We start from the raw sequence: 22,619 nt of genomic DNA, 5'->3' as shown, positions 1-22,619 counted from the left end.
GAGGAGCCGAGCCCCGAGCCGGACGCCTGCTGGACGGCGACGGGTTCAGGCCGGGTGGTCCGGCTGCTGCTCGGGCGGCGTACCGCCGCCTTCCCCTCCACCCTTCTCGCCGCGGTCCGTGCCCTGTGCGTGGCCGCCGTTCCCGCGAGTGCGCTGTGCCGCCTTGCGGGCCTGGCTGTCCTGCGGAGTGGCCGCGCCCTTGTCACTGCGCCGCACCTCGGGCTGCTGTGGGTTCGACATCGACTGTCCTCCTTCTTGCTTCTTTGCCTCTTGCTTCTTTGCCTCTTGCTTCTTTGCCTCTTGCCTCTTGTCCTCTTGTGGGTGCCGGAACGCTTGTTCCTCACACGAGTGGCCCATCGGTTCCCGTCCGAAACGTGCGGCGCTCGGTACTCGGCCCGCCCGGGTTGCGGCAGCCTTCGCCGGTCGGCCGGGAAAACGGCGCGTTCGGACGGCGCCCCGGTTCGAACGACAGGGTCCGCTTCGGCGGCTGTCCTCGACCTGCCTGTTCGCACCACTCACCGGCACAGCCGCGGACGGCCGAAGTCCGCTGTTCTGTGCGGTCTTTTCGGACGCTCTGCCGCGTGAGGGACTGACGCCCGCGCCGACCGGGGACGCCATGGCCGTGTCCTGCCCGCCCGAGCGAAAGGCGACACCCATGGCCTTCACCCAGCGTTCCACCGACGACCTCGCTGTTGCCGGCCTGCGCCTGCGCACCGACGGCTACGCGCCGCTGCCCCGCCTGCTCACCCCCGACGGCCTCCAGACGCTGCGGACGGAGGCGCACCGGCTGGCCGAGATCGCCCGGCGCCGGGACTTCACGATGGTGTGCACGGACAGCTCCCCCCGGCACATGACCACGCTCGGCGGCCACGTCATCGAGCGGGAATCAGCACTGGTACGCCGGCTGTACGAAGACCCGCACCTGCTCGCCCTGGTGGCCGAGGTCATCGGCGAGACACCCGTGACGGTGGCCGATCCGTTGGAGCGCTACGTACTCAACATCCTGCATCGCGTGGGTGACACGCACGGTGCCCACACCGACGACCATCCCTACGCTCTGGTGCTCTTCCTCGAAGCCCCCGACGGGCCCGGCGCCGGCGGGCTGCTGGAGTACGTGCCCCGGGCCGGCGCGTTGGCCGATCTGAACACCGGCACCGCGCTCTCGGCCCATCACCGGGCGGGCGACGCCTACCTCCTGCGCAGCGACACGACAGCCCACCGCGTGACCTCACTGGAACACGCCGGTGTACGCCGCACGGTCCTCAACCTCGCCTACACCACCCGTTCCGCGACACCCCGCAGCACTCCATCGGCACGCGCGCTCTACATGTGAGAACGGATGAACCGGTTGCTCGACCTCAACAGCAACGCCCCCACTCTCGCCACGATGCTGGGCATAGCGGTCGGCATCGACTACGCCCTCTTCACTCATCGGCCTCGAACGGACGGGCCCCATCATGAGCCTGATGCCCGTCCTCATGGTCGGCATCGTCTTCGGCCTGGCCATGGACTACCAAGGTGTTCCTGGTGACCCGCATGTGACCCGCATGCGCGAGGCGTACGTCCACGGAGCCGACGCCCGCACCGCGATCGAGACGGGCCTCAGGCACAGCGCCACCGTCGTCACCGCCGCGGCCCTCATCATGATCAACGTCTTCGCCGGCTTCGTCGGCTCCCACGACCCCATGATCAAGGCGCTCGACTTCGGTCTGGCCATCGCCGTCGCCTTCGCCGTCGCCTTCGCCTTCGACGTCGCCTTCGACGCGTTCGTCGTCCGCCTGACAATCGTCCCGGCAGCCCTCGCGCTGCTCGGCGAGCGCGCCTGGTCCCTGCCCGCCTGGATCGACCGCCTCCTGCCCGACGTCGACATCGAAGGCGAGAAGCTCGCCAAGCACTCCCCCGCCGCTCCCACGCTCCTCGAACCGAGCTACGCCGGCCCGACGGACCACCAGCGCTGACAGCCTTCGCCCCGTGGGCCCGCGGTCGCCACGGCACCGCGGGCCCACACCGCGCCCGGGGACGCCCATGCACCGTGTACTCCTCGCGGGCACGGCCGGAGCCACGGAACACCCGCCGCCGACGGGAGAGTGGACGTGCGACGGTTCACGAGACGCCGTCCGCGTTCGCCGCGCGCAGGTCCGACGTGCAGGCGCAGCAGCACCGCGCCGAGTACGCCATGAACCGGCCCACCGTGGGACACCCGCCGTGGTCGGCGGGGATGCCTCGCCAGGGTCCGGGTACGTGCGATGTATGCGCCCGTCTCAACGCCTGGAACTCCGGCGTGGCCGCACCGGAGAACCGACCCCCGGGTTCGCGCCACGCGACGACCACTCTCCCGACTCGTGCCTCCTCGATGACACCGACCGGCCCCCTGCCGAGCCGGCCGAAGCCCTGCGCGAGGAGATCGCACAGCTGCAGGAGGCGCTCGTACGGCGGCCGGTCATCGACATGGCCCGCGGAGTGCTGATGGCCGTCTGGTCCTGCACGGTGGACGAGGCATGGGAGCTCTTGGTAGACGTGTCGCAGCACTCCAACACCAAGCTGCACGACGTCGCCGACGCCGTCCTCACATCCGTACAGGGCGAGCCGCTGCCCGCGCACCTGCAGGACCACCTGGCCGCAGCGGTCGCCAGGCTGCGCGCACGCTGACGCTCACGCGCAGAGCCGGCACTCGGGGTGACCGGCGTCTGCTCCCGCAGGCCCGCTGCACCTGGCCGGCCAGGGCGTTGAACTGTGCGGGGCGGTTGCTGAGCGGTCCGCTGTCACAGCGCGCGTCGTCGAACGCGAAGCCCCGGTACACCCACGACACCCCGGCCGGCAGCCGGTCCTCGTCGGCCATGGGAGCGAGCGAGCGGGCGGGCGAAGAGGTCGGCGCCGTGCGTCGCCACCACCCACCCCCTCTCCCGGTCCGCCCCGCACAGACCGCCGGCGTCGGCCTACTCCACGGCCACGACACGGCGTGCCCGTGCGCCGGCGCCGTCAGCCGAACGGATGGCGCGCGCCCCGCGATTGACCCGACGCCTACTGTCTCCTGCGCGGATCACCCTTCCGCTGTACCGGTGGCCAGGCAGTAGGCGTTGCGTCGAAGCCGTCAGTCGAATTCGTACCCCCCGACGCGCCGCTGTCCTGCTCATGGTCCGTACAGCACTCCTGGGCGGCGCATATGGGACAGGGCCCGCCCAGACAGCCGGCGTGGCGCCACCCGCCCGCGCTTCTCGACGTGCGGTACAGCGGTAGCTGATGAACAGTCGTACCGAGTCCCCCCACTAGAAGGAGATCCTCATGCTTCGGCGTATCTCACTCGTTGTAGCCGGTGTGCTCGCGGTCGGCTTCATGGCCGCGGTTCCTGCCGCCGCTCACCCGTCGGACGTGGAAGGTTGCTGGGCGTCCGGCGGCCACCTGCAGGCCGGCGATGTCAAGGTGGCGGACTTCGACGCCACCTGCTGGTCCGTCGACTGACAACGAACCGCAGACGGACCGAAGATGATCCGTATCGAGTGCTGCGACGGGCATCGATCCTGACGTCCGCCGCCGGAGACGTCGTACGGGCCGCTGACCGTGGCCCGTACGACGTCGGCCTGTCAGACCTCGCCGGGCAGTGGGTAACCGGCATGCCCCATGGCGCGGCGCGGCCGTCGTGATGGACGAACAGGGCCGGCTGTTCCCTGACCCCGACCCTGATCCGGAGCAGGACGTCCAGGCCCGTGCGGGAGCGCGACGCGCAGCGTGCCGTCCCCGGCCCAGCGCTCAAGAGGCCGTGAATGAGGGCGAGATGGGCCCTGCTTGACCACCGGCGGTACCACGGTCCGGCGGTGGGACAGCGGCGTGCAGGCAGTCCCGGCGCACCGAGCGCGGCACCCTCCGCATACGCTCCCACGCGGTCCCGACAGGCGCAGGTACAGCGCGTAGGCGCTCACACCTTCCGCTGGCCTCTGGCCTCTGCACCCGCAGCATGTAGTCCTTCTGGCAGATCCCGAAGAACATGCCCGGTGTGTCCGACGACCGCTGGGCCGGGATCCCGGCGTGCTCAATGGCCTCCCAGACGACTTCGGACAGCAACCGGTGCTCGGGATCCACCCAGGTCGAGTCCTTCGCGTTGATGCCGAAGAACTCGGGCTCGTAGGCGTAGACGTCACCGACCGCTTCCAGGAGGCCCATGACGGGCACGGCGGCCACCGTTTCCAGCTCGGTACGCGGACCGGGTGACAGCCACCAGGGGTCCGGCGTGGTCAGCGCGCACAGCCTGCCCGCACCGGCGAGGATCGCGGCCGCTGGAGGCAACCGCGCCTCCACTCCTTCCGAAGGGGAAAGTCCATGCGCATGATCGCGCGCGTTTCACTCACCATGCTCTGCGTGACAGGAGCCGCCTTCGCGGCCCTTCCCAGTGCTCAGGCCGCCGCCGCCCCGGCCTCCGACTGCCGCTTCACCTCCACGCTCAGCCACCCCGGCACTCTGGGCCGCTCCTGCAAGGACAGCCGCTCGGACGACGACCGGGACCTGTCCGAGAACGTCGGGGGCGTCGTCGGCATCGTGCTGGACATCCTCTTCGACTGAACAACCCAGCAGGCTGCTGCGGCTGCTCCGCACCGCCGGAACCGGGCGCTCTGCCCAGCCCTCGACGACCAGGCAGAGCACTCGGTCGCGGATGGGACCACTGTCTGCCCGCGGCACAAGGCGCCCTCCCGCGCGCCGAGACGGGGCACCGCCCACCGACCGCATGACCCGCGACGACCTCATCACGCACACCACCCGAACGCGCGGGTCAGGCGCCCTTTGCCACCGGCTCAAGGATCGCCACGCACTCCACATGGTGCGTCATCGGGAACAGGTCGAACGCCCGCAGCGTCCGCACCCGGTACCCGCCCTCCTTGAAGTACGCCAGGTCCCGTGCCAGCGCCGCCGGGTCGCAGGCCACGTACGCGATCTTGCGGGCGCCCAGTGACGTCAGGTGCTGGACCGTCTTCTTGCCGGCGCCGGCGCGCGGCGGGTCCAGGACGACGAGGTTGACCTCGGTGATGCCGGTGCGCGGCAGGACCGCCTCGACCTTGCCCTGTTCGATGCGGACGCGGTCGAACGCGGCGAGGTTGTGCCGGGCGTCCTCCACCGCGCGCTTGCCGGACTCGATGCCGAGGACCGCGCCCTTGTCGCCGATGCGGTCGGCCAGCGCGCCGGCGAAGAGGCCGACGCCGCAGTACAGGTCGAGCGCCATGTCGCCCTTGCGCGGCAGCAGGCCCTGCATGACGGCCTTGACCAGGGTGTCGGCCGCCTGCGGGTGGACCTGCCAGAAGCCGCCGCTGCCGACCCGGTGCGTACGGCCGTCGGCGCGCTCGCGGACGAAGGCGCGGCCGTGCACCCGGTGGATGCCGCCGTCGTGCTCCTCGACGCGCATGACGGAGGCGGGCCTGTCGAGTTCGACGAGCGGCAGCCGCGCGCCGGGCTTCGGTTCGAGGATGACCATGCGGTCCTGCGAACCCGTCGCGGCGATCGCCTCGACGGACTCCATGCCGGACCAGTCGTGCTTCTCGATACCCAGCTCGGAGACCCCGGGGGCGGCGATCATGCAGTGCTCGACCGGCTCGACCTCGTGCGAACGGTGGCGGCGCAGACCGGCGTTGCCGTCCTCGTCGACCGCGTACTGCACGCGCGTACGCCAGGCGGGTACCTCGCCGGGGGGCAGCTTGTCGCCCTCGGCCGGCATCACCGTGCCGTCCCAACCCGCCTCCTCCGGGGTGAGGCCCGCGAGCCGCTGGAGCTGCTCGGCGATGACCTCGCCCTTCAGCCGCCGCTGCGCACCCGGCTTGGCGTGCTGCCAGTCGCAGCCGCCGCAACGCCCGGGGCCCGCGTAGGGGCACGGAGCCTCCACCCGGTCCTTGGAGGCTTCCCGGATCTCGACCGCGTCGGCGCGCAGGAAGCGCGAGTCCTCCTCGCCGTCCGTCACCCGCGCGAGCACCCGCTCACCGGGCAGCGCATGCCGTACGAAGAGGACCTGGCCGGCGTCGTTGCGGGCGACGCAGTGCCCGCCGTGCGCGACGGGGCCGACCTCGACCTCGTACTCCTGCCCCACGAGCGACCCCGCCGGCGTTTTCTTCGGTTCTGCCTGCATTACGGGGTGACTCCAGATGCGAAAGGGGAAGGCGCGACAGGGGGGCGAACGGCCGGAGCGGCCGGACCACAGCCCACCAGTCTACGTGGACGCCACCCGACCGCTCACCACAAGCCGCTCACCGCAAGCCGGTCCCCCTGGCCGCTCACCACACAAGCCGCTCGCAAACCACGTGCGGGCCCGCTCAGCGCTTGGGCCCCGACGGCTCCTTCGGCCGGTGCTCCGCCGGACCGCGGCGCACCGAGCCCGGAGCGGTCCACTCCGAACGCCTGCGGGCCCGCTTCTTGGCCACCTCGGAGGACTCCAGCTGATAGGGCACGGACGTCACCATCACGCCCGGCGTGAACAGCAGCCGCCCCTTGAGCCGCAGCGCGCTCTGGTTGTGCAGCAGGTGCTCGTACCAGTGGCCGACCACGTACTCGGGGATGATCACCGACACCACGTCACGCGGGGACTCGCGGCGCAGCCCCTTCACGTACTCGATGACCGGCCGGGTGATCTCGCGGTACGGCGAGTCGAGGATCTTCAGCGGCACGGTGAAGCCGCGTCGCTCCCACTCGTCCCGCAGGGCCTTCGTCTCGACCGGGTCGACGTTGACACTGAGCGCCTCCAGGGTGTCGGAGCGCATCAGCTTGGCGTAGCCGAGGGCACGCAGCGCCGGCCGGTGGATCTTGGAGATCAGGACGACGGAGTGGACGCGCGAGGGGCGCAGGCTGTCGTCGGACGGCCCGTCGGGCGCGGCGATTTCCTCGGCCACCCGGTCGTAGTGCTTCCGGATCGCGGACATCGTCGCGTAGAAGATCACCATGCCGAGCAGGGCGACCCAGGCGCCGTGCGTGAACTTCGTGCCGAGGACGACGACCAGGACCAGGCCGGTGAAGAAGGCGCCGAACGCGTTGATGGCCCGGGAGCGGACCATGTGGCGGCGCTTGGCCGGGTCCTTCTCGGTGGCCAGGTGGCGGTTCCAGTGCCGGACCATGCCGGTCTGGCTCAGCGTGAAGGACACGAACACGCCGACGATGTAGAGCTGGATGAGACGCGTCGAGTCGGCGCCGTAGATCCAGATCAGCAGGATGGCCGCGCCCGCCAGCAGCACGATGCCGTTCGAGAAGGCGAGCCGGTCGCCGCGGGTGTGCAGCTGGCGCGGCAGGTAGCGGTCCTGCGCGAGGATCGAGCCGAGCAGCGGGAAGCCGTTGTACGCGGTGTTCGCGGCCAGGAAGAGCACGAGCGCGGTGGCCGCGGCGAGCACGATGAACAGGAAGCTGCCGTTGCCGAACACCGCCTCGGCGACCTGGGAGATCACCGGGTTCTGGACGTAGTCGGAGCCGACCGCGACCCCGTTCTCCAGCAGGTCGTGCGCCGGGCGCTCGGCCATGCGGACGTTGGTCGCCATGGCGAGGGCGATGATGCCGCAGAACATGGTGACGGCCAGCAGGCCCATCGCCGCGAGCGTGCTCGCCGCGTTCTTGGACTTGGGCTTGCGGAAGGCCGGGACGCCGTTGCTGATCGCCTCGACGCCGGTGAGCGCCGCACAGCCGGAGGAGAAGGCGCGCAGCAGCAGGAAGACGAGGGCGAAGCCGGCGAGTCCCTGGTGCTCGGCCTTGATCGTGAAGTCGGCGGTCGGCGCCTTCATGGTGTCGCCGAGGACGATCCCGCGGAACGCCCCCCACGCGATCATCAGGAAGACGCCGGTCACGAACACGTACGTCGGGATCGCGAAGAGCTTCCCCGACTCCTTGACCCCGCGCAGGTTCATCAGGGTGAGCAGCACGATCACCGCAATCGCGCAGAGGACCTTGTGCTCGACGACGAACGGGACCGCCGAGCCGAGGTTCTCGATGCCGGACGCGATGGACACGGCGACAGTGAGTACGTAGTCCACGAGCAGCGCGCTGGCGACGGTGAGACCGGCCTTGGGGCCGAGGTTGGTGTTGGCCACCTCGTAGTCGCCGCCACCGCTGGGGTAGGCGTGCACGTTCTGCCGGTAGGAGGCCACGACGGTGAACATCAGCACGACGACCGCGACGGCGATCCAGGGGCTGAAGTGATAGGCCGACACGCCCGCGATGGACAGGACGAGCAGCACTTCTCCCGGCGCGTACGCCACGGAGGAGAGCGGGTCGGAAGCGAAAACGGGGAGTGCGATGCGCTTCGGCAGGAGAGTTTCTCCGAGCCGGTCACTGCGCAGTGCGCGCCCGATCAGGATCCGTTTGGGCACGTCGGTCAGTTTGGACACGGTGAGGATCGTAAGCGCTCGAACACCGCCTCGCCCACCCTCTCCCGCCCGCTGGGACGCCTGATCGGCGGGATCCGTGACCGGGATCTGCTCTACGAGTGAAATCCGGTGCGCACTCGCTTATGTATTGCCTGGCCAGGCGAATCTCCATGCCTATATGAAAAAAGCCAAAACTTTGCCCCCCTTTACCAATTCATGGAGGTTCCATGCTCGCCACCGCGGAACTCGCCGGCGCCACCGCCGAGCTCATCGGCGCCGCCGCCGGACTGGTCGGCCTGGGCATCCTGGCCCTCGTCAGCGTGCGCAGCATCAGCCGCCGCTGATCACCGGCGAGCTGATCGTCGTCACGGTGCGGGGCGGATGTGCACGGGGGTGCCGCCGACGGACCGCGCGTGTGTAGCTTGGGCGTCGGTCTGAGACCCTGTTTCAGCCTGAGCAGTACTTTTCACACCGGAAGGACGGTCGTGCACATCGTCATCATGGGCTGCGGCAGAGTGGGTTCCGCTCTCGCCCAGACCCTGGAGCAACAGGGGCACACGGTCGCCGTGATCGACCAGGACCCCACCGCCTTCCGACGACTGGGCTCCGGTTTCGGCGGCCGTCGTGTGACCGGCGTCGGTTTCGACCAGGACACCCTGCGCGAAGCGGGCATCGAGGAGGCGGGCGCCTTCGCCGCCGTCTCCAGCGGCGACAATTCGAACATCATCGCCGCCCGGGTGGCCCGCGAGATGTTCGGCATCGAGAACGTGGCGGCGCGTATCTACGACCCCCGGCGCGCCGAGGTGTACCAGCGCCTGGGCATCCCCACCGTCGCCACCGTCCGCTGGACGGCCGACCAGATGCTGCGCCGGCTGCTGCCGTCGGGCGCCGAGCCGCTGTGGCGCGATCCCACCGGCGGGGTGCAGCTCGCCGAGGTGCACGCGTCGACCGCGTGGGTGGGCCAGCGGATCAGCAGGCTCCAGGAGGACACCGGCGTACGCGTGGCCTTCCTCACCCGCCTGGGTGAGGCGGTGCTGCCCTCCTCGCAGACGGTTCTCCAGGAGGGCGACCTGGTGCACGTGATGATGCGCACGGACGACATCGAGAAGGTCGAGGCGTCGTTCGCCGAGGGCCCCGAAGAGGAGAGCGGTCACTGATGAGGGTCGCCATTGCCGGTGCCGGCGCCGTGGGCCGCTCGATCGCGGGCGAGCTTTTGGAGAACGGGCACGAGATCCTGCTGATCGACAAGGCGCCGACCGCCATCTCGGTCGAGCGCGTCCCCATGGCGGAGTGGCTGCTCGCCGACGCCTGCGAGATCACCTCCCTGGACGAGGCGGCGCTCCAGCGCTGCAACGTGGTGATCGCGGCCACAGGTGACGACAAGGTCAACCTCGTCGTCTCCCTGCTCGCGAAGACCGAGTACGGGGTCCCGCGGGTCGTCGCCCGCGTCAACAACCCCAAGAACGAGTGGCTGTTCAACGAGTCGTGGGGTGTGGACGTCGCCGTCTCGACACCCCGTCTGATGTCGGCCCTGGTCGAGGAGGCGGTGAGCGTCGGCGACCTGGTCCGCCTGCTCCGCTTCAGCCACGGCGACGCCAACCTCGTCGAACTGACCCTGCCGCCGGAGTCCGCGCTGGCCGGCACGCAGGTCGGTGACGTGGCCTGGCCCGAGGACACCTCGCTGGTCACCATCATCCGCGGCACCCGGGTCCTCACCCCGACCCGCGAGGACTCGCTGGAAGCGGGCGACGAACTCCTCTTCGTGGCGGCCCAGGCCCGAGAGGAACAACTGGAGGACCTGCTGTCGGTACGCCGCGAGGGCACGACGGACTGACGAGCAGAACAAGCAGAGATACGAGTAGGGGGCGCCCGGATTTCTCCGGGCGCCCCTTCTCTTTTTAGCCCGTCCGGCGTTTGAGGACGAGGCCGTTCAGGCCGACAGCGGGGTCTGGGGGCGCAGCCCCCCGGCGGCCCGCACAGGCGCAGGGTGCCTACTCAGCAGACCGAGCCGCAGCCTGCCGCTCCTTCTCGGCCTTCTCCTCGGCCTCCATCTCGGCGAAGACATCGATCGGCGGCGGAGCCTTCGCGAGGAACACCCACGTCAACCACACCGCGAGCAGGAAGGGCGGAATCTTCAGCGCGATCAGAACCCAGCCGAACTGAGTCGTGTCGGCCCACCAGTAGAGCGGAAAGAGAATCGCGCACTTGGCGAGCAGGATCAGGCCCCAGGCGTAACTGGCTTTCGCGTAGGCCTTCTTGCGGCCCGGATTACGCGTACGCCAGGAGAGGTTCTCCTTGAAGACCGGGCCGAGGATCAGGCCGATCAGCGGGACCCCGGCGAGCGTCGTGATGATGTACGCGAGGGCGAGACCGAGCGTGTACAGCATGCCCGGCAGGTAGAAGTCCTTCGCGTTGCCCGTCATCATCGCGAAGACGACACCGAAGGCGACACCGAAGACACCGCTGAACGCGTGCTTGACGGTGTCCTTCATGACCAGACGGACCACGACGAGCAGGATCGAGACACCGAGGGCCGCGATGGCCGCCGAGTGCAGGTCCTTGTTGATCGTGAAGATCGTGACGAAGAGCAGGCCCGGCAGGACCGTCTCGATCATGCCCCGCAGACCGCCGAACGCCTCGAAGAGGGCGGCTTCGGTCACCGCCCGTGAGTCCTGCGCATCCTGCGCGTCCCGCTGGGCGTCTTCGGTCGGCTTGTCGAGCGACGTCACCGGCTACTCCCGTCCGAGGGGTCTGAGTTCGTACTTCGGATTGAACAGCACGCGCCGGCCCCGGCTCATCGAGATACGGCCCGACGCCATCAGCTTGCGCCCCGGTTCTATCCCCACGATGGAACGCCTGCCGAGCCACACCACGTCCAGGGCGGCCGAACCGTCGAACAGCTCGGCCTCCAGGGCCGGGACACCGGCCCTCGGGCGCAGGGTGACCGTGCGCAAGGTACCAGTAACCGTGACCACCTGTCGGTCGCGGCAGTCACCGATACGTGTGCAGCCCGCGGTCTCGGAGTCCTCGCGCAGCTCCTCCGACTCCAGGTCCTCCTGGGAGGAGGAGAGCCGGTCGATCATGCGCCGGAACCGGCCCGCCGGCTTTTCGGATCGAGGGACAGCACTCATACCTCAAAGCGTACCGGGGGCCGCTGACAGGAACGTACCCGTAGCACTAACGCTCGAACCGGTAGCCCATCCCCGGTTCGGTGACGAAGTGCCGCGGATGCGAGGGGTCCCCCTCCAGTTTGCGGCGGAGCTGGGCCATGTAGACCCGCAGGTAGTTCGTCTCGGTGCCGTAGGAGGGGCCCCAGACCTCCTGGAGCAGCTGTTTCTGGCTGACCAGGCGGCCCGTGTTGCGCACCAGCACCTCCAGGAGGTGCCACTCGGTCGGGGTGAGGCGTACGTCGCGGCCGTCCCGGTGGACCTTCTTGGCTGCCAGGTCGACGGTGAAGTCCTCCGTCGTGACGATCACGTCGTCCTCGCCGCCGCCGGTGGGCTCGGCCCGGCGGACGGCCGCGCGCAGCCGGGCGAGCAGCTCGTCCATGCCGAAGGGCTTGGTCACGTAGTCGTCGGCGCCCGCGTCCAGGGCCTCGACCTTCTCGTCGGAGGAGTGCCGCGCGGACAGTACGAGAATCGGTACGCGTGTCCAGCCGCGCAGTCCCCTGATCACCTCGACGCCGTCCATGTCGGGCAGACCCAGGTCGAGCACGACGACGTCGGGGTGGCGGGCGGCGGCGAGCTGGAGGGCGGTGGCGCCGTCGGGGGCCGCGTCGACCTCGTACTTGCGTGCCTTGAGGTTGATCACGAGGGCTCGGGTGATCTGCGGCTCGTCGTCGACCACGAGGACCCGGGTCATGAAGCCTGCCTTTCCGGTTGTACGGGCTCTTCTTGTGCGGGTTCCGCGGGGGCTTCCGCGCGGGAGGAGCCCACTCTGAGCGTGAGAACCATGGTGAGGCCGCCGCCGGGAGTGTCCTCCGCGTTGAGCGTGCCGCCCATGGCCTCGGCGAAACCGCGGGCGACCGCGAGGCCGAGGCCGACCCCGGCGCCGCGCGGGGCGTCACCGTACCGCTGGAAGGGGGCGAATATACGGTCCTTCGCCTCGTCCGGGACGCCCCGGCCCCGGTCCACTACCCGTACCTCCACCCGGTCGCCGAGCGTGCTGGCGGCGACGAGGACGCGCCGGCCCTCGGGGCTGTACTTGACGGCGTTCTCGACGAGGTTGGCGACCGAGCGCTCCAGCAGGCCCGGGTCGACGGCGACCATGGGCAGGGTCTCGGGGATCTCCAGTTCGACGCTGTGTTCCGGTACGCCGCCCAGCGCCATCGGGACGACCTCGTCGAGGTCGATCTCGCGGATCAGGGGGGTGACCGTGCCGGTCTGGAGGCGGGACATGTCGAGCAGGTTGCCCACCAGGTGGTCGAGCCGGTCGGCGCCCGCCTCGATGCCCTCCAGGAGTTCCGCCTCGTCCTCCTCGGACCAGGCCACGTCGTCCGACCTGAGGGACGACACGGCGGCCTTGATCGCGGCCAGCGGCGTACGCAGGTCGTGGCTGACGGCGGCCAGCAGCGCGGTGCGGATGCGGTTGCCCTCGGCGAGCGTGCGGGCCTGGTCGGCCTCCTGCTGGAGGCGCTTGCGGTCGAGGACGACGACGGCCTGGGCGGCGAACGCGGCCAGCACCCGGCGGTCCTCGGCGGGCAGCACCCGGCCGGAGAGGGCGAGGGCGGTGTGGTCGCCGACCGGCATGTCCACGTCGGCGGCCTCGGGAAGCGTCGGCGGACGCGGGCCCACGCTGCCCGCGCAGGTCCACGGGGCGACGTCGCCGGCCCGCTCAAGGAGGGCGACCGACTCCATGCCGAAGGTCTCGCGGACCCGTTCCAGCAGGGCGTCGAGGCTGGTCTCGCCGCGCAGGACGCTGCCCGCGAGGAAGGAGAGGATCTCGGACTCGGCACGCAGCCGGGCCGCCTGGTGGGTGCGGCGGGCCGCCAGGTCCACCACCGAGGCGACCGAGATGGCCACTCCCACGAAGATCACGATGGCGACGATGTTCTTGGGGTCGGAGACCGTCAGCCGGTGCAGCGGCGGAGTGAAGAAGTAGTTCAGCAGCAGGGAGCCGAAGGCCGCCGAGGCGAGCGCCGGGAGCAGTCCGCCGAGCAGGGCCGCCGCCACGGTCAGGGTCAGGAACAGCAGCATGTCGTTGGCGAGCCCGAGGTCCGCGTCGGCGTTGATCAGCAGCAGCGCGAGGACCGCCGGGCCGACGACGCCGGTCAGCCAGCCCGCGATGATCCGGGACCGGCCCAGGCGCGCGCCCCGGGCGACCGGCAGACCGCGCCCCTTGCCCGCCTCGTCGTGCGTGACGATGTGCACGTCCAGGTCGGGCCCCGACTCGCGGGCGACCGTGGCGCCGACGCCGGGCCCGAACACGTACTGCCAGGCCTTGCGCCGTGAGGAGCCCAGCACGATCTGGCTGGCGTTGACGCCGCGCGCGAACTCAAGGAGCGCGGACGGGATGTCGTCGCCCACGACGTGGTGGAAGGTGCCGCCGAGGTCCTCGGCGAGGGTCCGCTGGACGGCGAGTTCCTTGGGCGAGGCGGCGGTGAGGCCGTCACTGCGGGCGATGTAGACGGCGAGCACCTCGCCGCCGGCGCCCTTCTCGGCCAGCCGGGCGGCCCGACGGATCAGCGTACGGCCCTCGGGACCGCCGGTGAGACCGACGACGATGCGTTCGCGGGCCTGCCAGGTGGAGCGGATGCCGTGCTCGCCCCGGTACTGCTGGAGGTACTCGTCGACGCGGTCGGCGACCCAGAGCAGGGCCAGCTCGCGCAGCGCGGTGAGGTTGCCGGGGCGGAAGTAGTTGGACAGGGCCGCGTCGACCTTGTCCGGCTTGTAGATGTTGCCGTGCGCCATCCGGCGGCGGAGTGCCTGGGGCGACATGTCGACCAGCTCGATCTGGTCGGCCCGCCGCACCACCTCGTCCGGGAGGGTCTCGCGCTGGCGTACGCCCGTTATCGACTCGACGACGTCACCGAGCGATTCGAGGTGCTGGATGTTGACCGTCGAGACGACGTCGATGCCCGCGGCGAGCAGTTCCTCGACGTCCTGCCAGCGCTTGGCGTTGCGCGAGCCGGGCACGTTGGTGTGCGCCAGTTCGTCCACCAGGGCGACAGCGGGGGCACGGTCCAGGACGGCGTCGACGTCCATCTCGGTGAAGGCGGCGTCGCGGTGGGCGAGCTCCCTGCGGGGGATCTGCTCCAGTCCGTGCAGCATCACCTCCGTGCGCGGCCGGTCGTGGTGCTCCACGAAAGCCACCACGCAGTCCGCGCCCCGCTCGACACGGCGGTGCGCCTCGGACAGCATCGCGTACGTCTTGCCGACGCCGGGTGCCGCACCGAGGTAGATCCGAAGCTTGCCGCGTCCCATGGCCTCATTGTCTTCCCAAACCGCACTGCGTGGCTGGGTAGACCATACGGCCGACGATCCGGACGAATAGGACGGGAGGCACGGGTACGAACGTCTTTGACACAACCCTGACGCCCCCACAAGCCCCTCGGGGACGCGGGGAACGGCGCAATCTTTCGTCTTCGGCTTCCAGGGGCGCGGGGAACGGCGCAATCTTTTCTGCGCGACCAGCCCCCACCGGACCCGCGGACGAAATGCAGGGGCCAGGCCTGAGCCCCGGCACGGGGCCGAGAGCCTCGGGGGCGAGAACCTCAGCTCTCCAAGATCTCGCCGTCACTCAGTTCCAGAACCCGGTCGGCCAGGTCCAGAAGCGCCGCGTCATGCGTGGCCACCAGCGCGGTGACCCGCTCGCTGCGAACGACCGCCCTCAGCAGTTCCATCACCCCGATACCGGTCTCGGCGTCGAGCTGGCCGGTGGGCTCGTCGGCGATGAGGAGCGCCGGGTTGTTCGCGAGGGCGCGGGCGATGGCGACGCGCTGCTGCTGCCCTCCGGACAGCTCACCGGGCCGCTGTGCCGCGTGGTCGGCGAGTCCGACCAGCGAGAGCAGCAGCTCGACGCGTTCCTCGCGCTCGCTCGGGTCGGCCCGGCGCAGCCGCATGGGCACGCCCACGTTCTCGGCGGCCGTCAGGATCGGGATCAGTCCGAAGGACTGGAAGACGAAGCCGATACGGTCCCGGCGCAGCTCAAGCAACCCGTTCTCGCCGAGTCCGGAGAGGTCGAGCCCGTCGACCGTGATCCGCCCCCCGTCCGGCTCGTCGAGCCCGCCGACGAGGTTCAGCAGTGTGGTCTTGCCCGACCCCGAACGCCCCTTGAGAGCGACGAGTTCCCCCTGCGGTATGTCGAACGACACCCCGCGCAGGGCGTGCACGGCGGTGCTTCCGCTGCCGTACGAGCGGTGGACGTTCTCCACCCGGACCATCGTGTCCGTGGCGACCGTGTCCGTGCCGACCTGAGTGCTCATGCCTCTCCCCCGTGGACCGGGCGCCAGTATCACCGTCCGACGCCCGGACCTGCAACGGTTCAGCTCGGGTTGTCGCCGTGAGTGAGCGTTTCCCAGGCGACGAACAGGTTGTTGCTGCCCGCCGGACGGTTCTGCGCCGTCAGCCGCTCGGTGTTGCTCATGGCGATGCCGAGACGGTTGTGCAGGGCGTTGTAACCGACCTCGGTGACCGGTCCGAGCCCGAGGTGCAGCGACCCACCGCACAGCCAGCTCGGGGCCGCCTCACCCAGCTCGTACTTGGCCTGGAAGCCGAGCGCGTGCCGCAGCCGCTCGCCGACGTCGGTGCCGTACAGGTCCTGGCCCTGGATCCGGCTGGTCTCGGCGATGTGCGCTATCGCGGAGATCCCGTATCCGGTGTGGGTGAGGTCGCGGCAGGTCTCCTGGGTGACCCCGTTGACGAAGGTGGACTGGCCCTGCCAGTAGTTGACGATCTTCTGGGTGGTGTCGAGGTTCTGGCTCGGCACGGTCTTCGGCAGGGCGCCGTCGGAGGATATGTAGACGTAGGCGGCCGTACGGGTGCGGAACTTGGCCATGGCCTTGTCGTAGGAGGCCTTGTCCTCCAGGAAGACGGAGATGCCGACGGCGGCCTCCATCATCGAGAGTTCCCAGTTGCCGTTGGAGTTCGAGCCGTTGATGACCTTGGGCAGATAGACGTCGCGCAGCATCGTCGAGAAGCGCCCGGAGTTCGCCCAGCCGCCGTCGTACGTGTACTTGATGATCTCGGCGGCCTTCGGCCAGGACGAGCCCGCCCAGCCGGTCTGCAGCGGCGCGTTGCTGTTGGTGTGGTCCCTGATGGTCGCGGACCAAGCGTCCATCAGCTCGATCGCCTTCTTCGCGTACCGGGCGTCGCGCGTGATGTACCAGGCCAGCGCCTGGGTGTACGCGGCGATCGCGTCCTCGCGCTCGTCGGTGCAGCCGTAGTTGGGGTTCGAGTACGAGCCGCACTCCACGACCGCGCGGGGCTTGGCGGTGCGCGTGAGCGAGCCGTACTTGCTCGACATCATCTGGTCGTACGCGCCCTTCCAGGGCTGCGCACCCGCGTTGACCTGCTGTCGGGTGAAGTCCAACTGGCCGCGGGAGACGGTGACTCCGGGGTGCGCGAAGGTCGCGGGGGCGGCCTCGGCGCGCTCGGCGGCGGGCCAGGCGAGGGCGCCGGCCAGCAGTGCGGTCACGGTGGCGAGGAGCGCGAAGCGGGATGCACCGCGGTGGCGCGCGGGGCGTGAGGGGCGTGAGGGACGTGGGGGGACCGGAGCGGTCGGCTTCATGGGGGGCCATCCGTTCTCGTATGTGAACACGGAATGCCTTTATGAACACAGGCGCTTGGCCGGTGACCATAGGTACAGACCATGTCCGCGTCAAGAGAGGGGTCACGAGAAACGTCCGACCGCGGTGGCGGACACGGCCCGCGGGCCCGGGAGCCGTCCGGAGCCCACGGACCACGGACCGCGGACCACGGACCACTCAGGCCTTGACCGTGAAACCGTGCTGCCGACCGAGCTTCTTGAGTGTGGTCTGCCCCGGGATGCCGTTCGCCTCCGCGCCACTGAAGCCGTAGCGGCGCTGCAGGGCCGCGTACGCCTCGACGGTCCTGCTGCCGAAGGATCCGTCGGCCCACTGCGCGGGCAGCAACCCCTCGGCCACCAGGGCCTTCTCGACGACCAGGACGTCGGACCCGTGCGTCTTACCACCCTGCGGCAGCCCCGGGTCGCGGCGCGCGGCGGCGATCAGATTGCTGAGGTCGACGACCGGCTTGACGGGCGCACTGCCGTTCCCCGACTTCTCGACCGGGGCCGCTTCGAAGAGGGCGGACCTGTCGATGTCGCCCGGGTCCCAGTGGTCGTTGCCCGGGATGTTCGCATGGCCGTAGTGGCCGCCCTTGCTCATCCAGACCGAGCGGGGGCGGTTGGTGGCGTCGGCGGCCGAGGTCGCGAGGCGCCCGGCCGGGAAGGTGTCCGGGATCTTCCAGGAACGGATCGCGGCCATCATGGCCTGGTAGTTCGGGCCCGGCTCCCAGGTCTTCGTGAACGGTTTGGCGGCCCACCCCAGTACCTCGATCTGGATGCAGACCTTTCCGACGCGGTTGGTCCTCGTCGATCCGTCGTTGAGCAGTGCGCGGGCACTGTGGTTCAGCGGGCCGAACTGTCCGAGGCGGTCGGTCTTCGGGTCGTAGAGCAGGTGCGGCTCGGCGGTCTTGCGGATCAGGAGCGCCGCCACGGCCTTGAAGGCGTCGTCGCCCGTACCGCTCTCCGTGGTGTGCCAGACGACCCGGCCCGGAACCGACGGATGATCCATCGCGCCTCCGATGGTCCCGTCACCCAAGCGCTGCGCCTTCTCGATCCAGTTGGTACCCACTTCGCATCCCCCATGGATTTCGCATGATCGGCAAGTCGGGTGTGGATCAAAGGACTTGAGATCCCCACCCTCCTTCGTCATGCCCAGGGTGACGCAGCGTAGTCACGCGAGGCACGACTGCGGGCCTTCTTCACTCGTTCGGCCCACACGCGGGCCCTCGAAAGGCATGCATGTCCAGACATGGATGAGGGAGGAGGAACACCCATGACGACCTGCGGTGCACGGCCCCGAGAGCATCATCCGGGCCGCGGTGGCCGCACCAGCCTCACCGGCCGCACACAACGACGGGCCGCACTCCCCGGAGGGGGAGTGCGGCCCGTCGCACACGTACGGTACGCGGCCGTCGAGGCGCCTAGCGCACCTCGGTGATCTCCGGTCCGCGCTGCAACTGCCCCATGCCGCCGGAGAAGCGGGACCCGGCCTGCTCCTCCTGCTGCACACCCTCGGCGACCATCTGCGCGTCGTCCGGCAGCTTCAGCACGATCGGGTCGCGCGGGGCCATCGGGCCCTCACCGCGGACCACCACGGTGTCCCGGAAGATCTGCTCCAGCAGACCGGCGGCCTGCGGCTGCACCGCGCCCTGCCCGGAGATCACTCCGCGCAGGAACCAGCGGGGACCGTCCACACCGATGAACCGGACGACCTGGAAGCCTCCCGTGCCGTCGGGCAGCTGCACCGGTACCTGAGCGCGCAGCTCCCAGCCCAGCGGCCCCTCGACCTCGTCGATGACACCGCCCTGCTGGGTGATGCCGGTGGCGATCTCCTCGCGCACCTCGCCCCAGATGCCCTCGCGCTTGGGAGCGGCGAAGGCCTGCAGCTGGACGGCGCTGTCCTTGAGCACCACGGTGGCCGCGACGATCGCGTCGCCCGCGACCTCCACCCGGAGCTCCATGCCGTCGACCCCGGGCACGAAAAGACCGCCCAGGTCGACCCGGCCGTCGGCCGGGTCGCGCACCTCGGTGCTGTCCCAGGGACCGTCGGGGCGCGGCTCCGGTTCGAGCCTCACGCGCTCGCGCTCCGCTCCGTCCGCCTCAGTGTCGACTCCGTCGACGACCTGCTCGGCCTCGCCCGCCGCGTCCTCGGCGGCACTGCCCTTCTTGCGACGTCCGAACACGTCACTGTCCTTCCCGGTCGGATACGACCGAAGCGTATCGATTCCCACCCGTTGTGCCGCCCACCGCGGAATGCCCGCCGGTGGACCCGAAGCCCCCTGCGGCCCGCGCCGAGTCGGGAAGCTCCGCGACTTCCTGGAAGCTCACCTTCTCGACCTGCTGGACGACCAGTTGGGCAATCCGGTCGAAGCGCTCGAACCGCACGGACTCGCGCGGGTCGAGATTCACCACGATCACCTTGATCTCCCCACGGTACCCGGCATCAACCGTCCCCGGGGCATTCACGAGAGCGACACCGCAGCGGGCGGCCAGCCCCGAACGCGGGTGCACGAAGGCCGCGTACCCCTCGGGAAGCGCGATGCACACCCCGGTGGGCAGCACGGCGCGTTCGCCGGGCTCCAGCACATGGCTCCGCGTGGTCCGCAGGTCCGCGCCGGCGTCGCCGGGGTGCGCGTAGTGCGGAAGCGGTACGTCCGGGTCGACGCGCTTGATCAGCACGTCCACCGGGGCCTGGGCGGGGGTCACGGGTTCACCTCGAAAGCGCGGGCACGACGGACCTGGTCGGGGTCGTCCATGGCCGCCCGGATCTCCTCCGGCCGGCCGTTGTCGACGAAGTGGTCGACCTTCACCTCGATGAAGAGAGCGTCCGCGCGGACGGCGACGGGCCCCTCGGGACCACCGATCCGTCCCGTGGCGGACGAATAGATCTTGCGTCCGGCCACCGCCGTGACCTCGGCCTCCAGATACAGCACGGTGCCCACGGGCACGGGCCGTACGAAGTCGGTCTCCAGGCGGCCGGTCACGGCGATGGTGCGCAGCAGCCAGTTCAGCGAGCCGAGGGTCTCGTCGAGGGCACTCGCGAGGACGCCGCCGTGCGCCAGGCCGGGAGCACCCTGGTGCGCGCTCCGCACGGTGAACTCGGCGGTGATCCGCAAGCCGTCGCCCGCGCGCGCCTCAAGGTGCAGTCCGTGGGGCTGTCCGCCGCCGCAGCCGAAACACCGGTCGTAGTGCGCGCCGAGGAGCTCGCCCGGGGCGGGCGCGTCGGGATGGCGCACCGGCGCCACGGCGTCGGCCGGGGGCCGCAGGGCCGAAGATGTACCACTCACAGGCGCAGACCTTACCTCCGCGTCAGCGGCCCGCACGCACCGTGGCAGGCTTGGCGGTATGCAGCCCTCCGCCTCGCCGTACGAAGAACGTCTGACCGCGCCCCGATCCTGGTGGTTCGTCTGCCTGCTGGTGGGCGTCTCGATGGCGCTGATCCTGCTGCCGTTCGGCACGCTGCCTCTCCTGGGCGGCCTGGTCGGCGGCACGGCGGTGTCGGCGGTGGTGGCCAGTTCGTACGGCTCCGCGCGGATCCGCGTGGTGGGCGGCGCCCTGATCGCAGGGGACGCCAAGATCCCGGTCTCGGCCCTCGGCGAGGCACACGTCCTCGACCCCGAAGAGGCCCGCGCCTGGCGGTCGTTCAAGGCCGACGCGCGCGCCCACATGCTGTTGCGGGCCTACATCCCCACAGCCCTGCGCGTGGACATCACCGACCCGGTCGACCCGACTCCGTACGTCTATCTGTCGACCCGCGACCCGCAGCGTCTGGCGGCGGCCCTGGAGGCCGCGCGTACGACCGCGTAGACGGGCGGCGACCGCGGCCGGACCGCATTCGGGGCCCGGCCGTACCGGTGTCCGACCCGCGGTCCACCGCCGTGTGCTGTCCGAGGTCCGGCCCTCATCAGCGTCCGAGCCCGAACGCGAACCCGAACAGGTTTCCGTACGCGTACTCGTACGGAAACTTTTCCTTCGGCCGGTCAGAACTTTGCCCGCCGCGAGAGACCGACGGCCGACGGCCCGTGCGGGGTCAGCTGTCCAGCTCTCTCGGGAGGTCGCCCATGCTCAGCGGATCGGCCGGTTTCTCCAGGGGCGGCAGCGCCGGGAGGGCGTCCCAGGGCACCTGCACCTTGCGGAGGTCTCCGCGGACCCGGTCCGCGAGCTTTCTCGTGTCACGGCGGTTCATGACCGCCCCTACGGCCGCGCCCACCATGAACGGCATGAGGTTCGGCAGGTTGCGGACCGTGCGCTTCATGATCTGCTGGCGCAGCTCGCGCTTCATCTGGCCCCCGAGGGCCGCGTTGAGCGTCGACGGCTTGGTCACGTCGATGCCGCGCTCCTCCGACCACGAGTTCAGATACGTGGTGGAGCGCTCTTTCAGGTTGCCGGGCGGTCGCAGGCCGTAGACCTCGTACAGCTCGGCGATCAGCTTCAGCTCGATCGCCGCGACGCCGGTGACCTCGGCGGCCAGTTCCGTGGGCATGGCGGGCGGTACGGGCATCATCGCGGCGGCGCCGACGCCGGCGCCCACGGTAGACGTCGCGTTGCACGCGCCCGCGACGAGCTTGTCCGCGAGCTGTTCGGGCCCCAGGCCCGGAAACTGCCTCCGGAGTGCGGCGAGGTCGCGTACGGGGATCCGCGGGGCGATCTCGATGATGCGGTCGGCGACGTACGCCAGGGCGGCCCTGGCCCGGCTGCCGCCCTTACGGACGCCTTCCGCGACCCCGTGGCCGACGGCGACCGCCCGGCGTCTGGCGACAGACGCCTTGGTCACCGGCACCTCAAGGGCGCCGGAGGCGCCTGTCGCGTCCACTGCTTCGAGCGAGGCCGGGTGGCCCCGCTCGTCGTCGTGCGAGCCGTCCTGAGACGGACCGGCCGCTCCCCGGTCACGGAAGCGGCGCTTCCAGGGCGGGGTCGAGCCTGTCACGGCCGACCCTGCCTCAGTCGCAGTCGCGGCAGATCGGCTGACCGTTCTTCTCGCGGGCCAGCTGACTGCGGTGGTGGACCAGGAAGCAGCTCATGCAGGTGAACTCGTCCTGCTGCTTCGGCAGGACCCGGACGGCCAGTTCCTCGTTCGAAAGGTCCGCTCCGGGCAGTTCCAGGCCTTCGGCGGCCTCGAACTCGTCCACGTCGACCGCCGAAGTCGACTTGTCGTTCCGGCGAGCCTTCAGTTCTTCAAGGCTGTCCGAGTCGACGTCGTCGTCGGTCTTGCGTGGGGTGTCGTAATCCGTTGCCATTGTCGCTCTCCCCCTCTGGGTGTCTGCGGTGTCTCAGCGCAGGTAACGCGTGAGAGGCCGGACTTGTGCCCGACCTGAGGCGGAGATTTTGCCTCACATCAAGGTCTGTTACTCAATCGACACCCAACCGGACTCCCGAGGAGTGATCGGCTTGGATGGCGAAGCGGACCGTACACGGTCCGAATGCCGCACTTCAAAGGCGTCTCACCGTGTACTTCCCGTGATCTCGACCCCCGAAAACCCGGATTTTCCCGGCTTTCCGGCAGTTCCATTGATCACGGAGGGTAGATGACCGGAAATTGGCCCTGTGATCGATCAC

At 70.1% G+C, this 22,619-nt stretch carries 23 protein-coding genes and 2 pseudogenes; 9 read left to right on the top strand and 16 right to left on the bottom strand.

Annotated elements, in window-relative coordinates:
- Window positions 1-45: 45 nt before the first annotated feature.
- Window positions 46-240, bottom strand: a complete 195-nt coding sequence (locus tag ACH4DZ_RS38995) for a hypothetical protein (protein WP_398293544.1) — start codon at window positions 238-240, stop codon at window positions 46-48.
- A gap of 415 nt (window positions 241-655) precedes the next feature.
- On the opposite strand from ACH4DZ_RS38995, the gene ACH4DZ_RS38990 reads away from it, so the two are divergent.
- The 5 genes and pseudogenes from ACH4DZ_RS38990 (at window position 656) to ACH4DZ_RS38970 (ending at window position 3,459) form a co-directional block, all read left to right on the top strand.
- Window positions 656-1,333, top strand: a complete 678-nt coding sequence (locus tag ACH4DZ_RS38990; RefSeq protein ID WP_398293542.1) for a hypothetical protein — start codon at window positions 656-658, stop codon at window positions 1,331-1,333.
- Between the two features lie 6 nt (window positions 1,334-1,339).
- Window positions 1,340-1,393, top strand: a pseudogene (locus ACH4DZ_RS38985) (hypothetical protein); the annotation flags it as partial.
- 31 nt (window positions 1,394-1,424) lie between these two features.
- Window positions 1,425-1,958: pseudogene (locus ACH4DZ_RS38980) on the top strand (MMPL family transporter); the annotation flags it as partial.
- Window positions 1,959-2,250: 292 nt separating this feature from the next.
- Entirely contained in the window at window positions 2,251-2,649 is a 399-nt protein-coding gene (locus tag ACH4DZ_RS38975) for an ANTAR domain-containing protein (protein ID WP_398293540.1), read from the top strand.
- A gap of 633 nt (window positions 2,650-3,282) precedes the next feature.
- On the top strand, window positions 3,283-3,459 hold the full coding sequence (locus tag ACH4DZ_RS38970) for a hypothetical protein (RefSeq protein WP_398293537.1): 177 nt from the start codon (window positions 3,283-3,285) through the stop codon (window positions 3,457-3,459).
- Window positions 3,460-3,747: 288 nt separating this feature from the next.
- Here the strand turns inward: ACH4DZ_RS38970 and ACH4DZ_RS38965 are convergent, their stop codons facing one another.
- A complete protein-coding gene (locus ACH4DZ_RS38965) occupies window positions 3,748-4,281 on the bottom strand; it encodes a beta-ketoacyl synthase N-terminal-like domain-containing protein (protein WP_398293535.1) in 534 nt (177 codons plus the stop codon).
- A 72-nt stretch (window positions 4,282-4,353) separates the two neighbouring features.
- Between ACH4DZ_RS38965 and ACH4DZ_RS38960 the strand changes: the two genes are divergently transcribed.
- Window positions 4,354-4,554, top strand: coding sequence for a hypothetical protein (locus ACH4DZ_RS38960; RefSeq protein ID WP_398293533.1), 201 nt, complete (start codon window positions 4,354-4,356; stop codon window positions 4,552-4,554).
- Window positions 4,555-4,762: 208 nt separating this feature from the next.
- Here the strand turns inward: ACH4DZ_RS38960 and ACH4DZ_RS38955 are convergent, their stop codons facing one another.
- Both ACH4DZ_RS38955 and ACH4DZ_RS38950 read right to left on the bottom strand, forming a co-directional pair.
- On the bottom strand, window positions 4,763-6,103 hold the full coding sequence (locus tag ACH4DZ_RS38955; protein ID WP_398293531.1) for a class I SAM-dependent RNA methyltransferase: 1,341 nt from the start codon (window positions 6,101-6,103) through the stop codon (window positions 4,763-4,765).
- A 184-nt stretch (window positions 6,104-6,287) separates the two neighbouring features.
- Window positions 6,288-8,339: an APC family permease gene (locus ACH4DZ_RS38950; RefSeq protein ID WP_398293529.1), complete on the bottom strand. Its 2,052-nt coding sequence runs from the start codon at window positions 8,337-8,339 to the stop codon at window positions 6,288-6,290.
- 464 nt (window positions 8,340-8,803) lie between these two features.
- Between ACH4DZ_RS38950 and ACH4DZ_RS38945 the strand changes: the two genes are divergently transcribed.
- Window positions 8,804-9,475, top strand: coding sequence for a TrkA family potassium uptake protein (locus ACH4DZ_RS38945; protein WP_189774659.1), 672 nt, complete (start codon window positions 8,804-8,806; stop codon window positions 9,473-9,475).
- The gene (locus ACH4DZ_RS38940) at window positions 9,475-10,152 is read left to right on the top strand and encodes a TrkA family potassium uptake protein (RefSeq protein ID WP_107021534.1); all 678 of its coding nucleotides are present in this window, start codon (window positions 9,475-9,477) and stop codon (window positions 10,150-10,152) included. The genes ACH4DZ_RS38945 and ACH4DZ_RS38940 overlap by 1 nt, the downstream gene beginning before the upstream one ends.
- A 157-nt stretch (window positions 10,153-10,309) precedes the next feature.
- Here the strand turns inward: ACH4DZ_RS38940 and ACH4DZ_RS38935 are convergent, their stop codons facing one another.
- The 10 genes from ACH4DZ_RS38935 to ACH4DZ_RS38890 all read right to left on the bottom strand — a co-directional run bounded on the left by ACH4DZ_RS38935 (window position 10,310) and on the right by ACH4DZ_RS38890 (window position 20,350).
- Window positions 10,310-11,047: a DUF3159 domain-containing protein gene (locus tag ACH4DZ_RS38935; RefSeq protein ID WP_398293527.1), complete on the bottom strand. Its 738-nt coding sequence runs from the start codon at window positions 11,045-11,047 to the stop codon at window positions 10,310-10,312.
- Window positions 11,048-11,050: 3 nt separating this feature from the next.
- Entirely contained in the window at window positions 11,051-11,449 is a 399-nt protein-coding gene (locus ACH4DZ_RS38930) for an OB-fold nucleic acid binding domain-containing protein (RefSeq protein ID WP_189774656.1), read from the bottom strand.
- A gap of 46 nt (window positions 11,450-11,495) precedes the next feature.
- Window positions 11,496-12,179, bottom strand: a complete 684-nt coding sequence (locus ACH4DZ_RS38925) for a response regulator (RefSeq protein WP_398293525.1) — start codon at window positions 12,177-12,179, stop codon at window positions 11,496-11,498.
- Window positions 12,176-14,740 (bottom strand): ATP-binding protein, encoded by a 2,565-nt coding sequence (locus tag ACH4DZ_RS38920; protein ID WP_398293523.1) that lies wholly within the window; start codon window positions 14,738-14,740, stop codon window positions 12,176-12,178. The genes ACH4DZ_RS38925 and ACH4DZ_RS38920 overlap by 4 nt, the downstream gene beginning before the upstream one ends.
- A 290-nt stretch (window positions 14,741-15,030) precedes the next feature.
- Window positions 15,031-15,741 carry an ABC transporter ATP-binding protein gene (locus ACH4DZ_RS38915; protein WP_398293521.1) on the bottom strand — a complete coding sequence of 237 codons (711 nt, stop codon included), beginning with the start codon at window positions 15,739-15,741 and terminating at the stop codon, window positions 15,031-15,033.
- A gap of 59 nt (window positions 15,742-15,800) precedes the next feature.
- The gene (locus ACH4DZ_RS38910) at window positions 15,801-17,045 is read right to left on the bottom strand and encodes an alginate lyase family protein (protein ID WP_398293519.1); all 1,245 of its coding nucleotides are present in this window, start codon (window positions 17,043-17,045) and stop codon (window positions 15,801-15,803) included.
- Between the two features lie 196 nt (window positions 17,046-17,241).
- Window positions 17,242-18,132 (bottom strand): peptidoglycan-binding protein, encoded by an 891-nt coding sequence (locus ACH4DZ_RS38905; RefSeq protein ID WP_398293517.1) that lies wholly within the window; start codon window positions 18,130-18,132, stop codon window positions 17,242-17,244.
- Window positions 18,133-18,484: 352 nt separating this feature from the next.
- Window positions 18,485-19,246 (bottom strand): DUF3710 domain-containing protein, encoded by a 762-nt coding sequence (locus ACH4DZ_RS38900; protein WP_149515224.1) that lies wholly within the window; start codon window positions 19,244-19,246, stop codon window positions 18,485-18,487.
- 1 nt (window position 19,247) lies between these two features.
- Window positions 19,248-19,742: a dUTP diphosphatase gene (gene dut, locus ACH4DZ_RS38895; protein ID WP_373312051.1), complete on the bottom strand. Its 495-nt coding sequence runs from the start codon at window positions 19,740-19,742 to the stop codon at window positions 19,248-19,250.
- Between the two features lie 23 nt (window positions 19,743-19,765).
- A complete protein-coding gene (locus ACH4DZ_RS38890) occupies window positions 19,766-20,350 on the bottom strand; it encodes a PaaI family thioesterase (protein WP_398293515.1) in 585 nt (194 codons plus the stop codon).
- Window positions 20,351-20,408: 58 nt separating this feature from the next.
- Here ACH4DZ_RS38890 and ACH4DZ_RS38885 point away from each other — a divergent pair, with 58 nt between their 5' ends.
- Window positions 20,409-20,870 (top strand): DUF3093 domain-containing protein, encoded by a 462-nt coding sequence (locus tag ACH4DZ_RS38885; protein WP_398293513.1) that lies wholly within the window; start codon window positions 20,409-20,411, stop codon window positions 20,868-20,870.
- Between the two features lie 223 nt (window positions 20,871-21,093).
- Here ACH4DZ_RS38885 and ACH4DZ_RS38880 read toward each other — a convergent pair whose 3' ends face one another.
- Entirely contained in the window at window positions 21,094-21,990 is an 897-nt protein-coding gene (locus ACH4DZ_RS38880) for a hypothetical protein (RefSeq protein WP_398293511.1), read from the bottom strand.
- A 13-nt stretch (window positions 21,991-22,003) separates the two neighbouring features.
- Window positions 22,004-22,300 (bottom strand): DUF4193 domain-containing protein, encoded by a 297-nt coding sequence (locus tag ACH4DZ_RS38875; RefSeq protein WP_005481602.1) that lies wholly within the window; start codon window positions 22,298-22,300, stop codon window positions 22,004-22,006.
- Window positions 22,301-22,619 lie beyond the last annotated feature (319 nt).

Origin of the sequence: Streptomyces sp. NPDC017991 (assembly GCF_044328075.1) — a bacterium.
In the GTDB taxonomy this organism is placed as follows: domain Bacteria; phylum Actinomycetota; class Actinomycetes; order Streptomycetales; family Streptomycetaceae; genus Streptomyces.
Note: the sequence above shows the minus strand (reverse complement) of the source record. Positions and strands in the feature narration are given on the sequence as shown.

Bases quoted from the DNA above. Each gene is read 5' to 3' on its own strand.
- ACH4DZ_RS38995 (WP_398293544.1), bottom strand. From the start codon at position 240: ATGTCGAACCCACAGCAGCCCGAGGTGCGGCGCAGTGACAAGGGCGCG.
- ACH4DZ_RS38990 (WP_398293542.1), top strand. From the start codon at position 656: ATGGCCTTCACCCAGCGTTCCACCGACGACCTCGCTGTTGCCGGCCTG.
- ACH4DZ_RS38975 (WP_398293540.1), top strand. From the start codon at position 2,251: ATGCGCCCGTCTCAACGCCTGGAACTCCGGCGTGGCCGCACCGGAGAA.
- ACH4DZ_RS38970 (WP_398293537.1), top strand. From the start codon at position 3,283: ATGCTTCGGCGTATCTCACTCGTTGTAGCCGGTGTGCTCGCGGTCGGC.
- ACH4DZ_RS38955 (WP_398293531.1), bottom strand. From the start codon at position 6,103: ATGCAGGCAGAACCGAAGAAAACGCCGGCGGGGTCGCTCGTGGGGCAG.
- ACH4DZ_RS38940 (WP_107021534.1), top strand. From the start codon at position 9,475: ATGAGGGTCGCCATTGCCGGTGCCGGCGCCGTGGGCCGCTCGATCGCG.
- ACH4DZ_RS38930 (WP_189774656.1), bottom strand. From the start codon at position 11,449: ATGAGTGCTGTCCCTCGATCCGAAAAGCCGGCGGGCCGGTTCCGGCGC.
- ACH4DZ_RS38925 (WP_398293525.1), bottom strand. From the start codon at position 12,179: ATGACCCGGGTCCTCGTGGTCGACGACGAGCCGCAGATCACCCGAGCC.
- ACH4DZ_RS38920 (WP_398293523.1), bottom strand. From the start codon at position 14,740: ATGGGACGCGGCAAGCTTCGGATCTACCTCGGTGCGGCACCCGGCGTC.
- ACH4DZ_RS38915 (WP_398293521.1), bottom strand. From the start codon at position 15,741: ATGAGCACTCAGGTCGGCACGGACACGGTCGCCACGGACACGATGGTC.
- ACH4DZ_RS38910 (WP_398293519.1), bottom strand. From the start codon at position 17,045: ATGAAGCCGACCGCTCCGGTCCCCCCACGTCCCTCACGCCCCTCACGC.
- ACH4DZ_RS38885 (WP_398293513.1), top strand. From the start codon at position 20,409: ATGCAGCCCTCCGCCTCGCCGTACGAAGAACGTCTGACCGCGCCCCGA.
- ACH4DZ_RS38875 (WP_005481602.1), bottom strand. From the start codon at position 22,300: ATGGCAACGGATTACGACACCCCACGCAAGACCGACGACGACGTCGAC.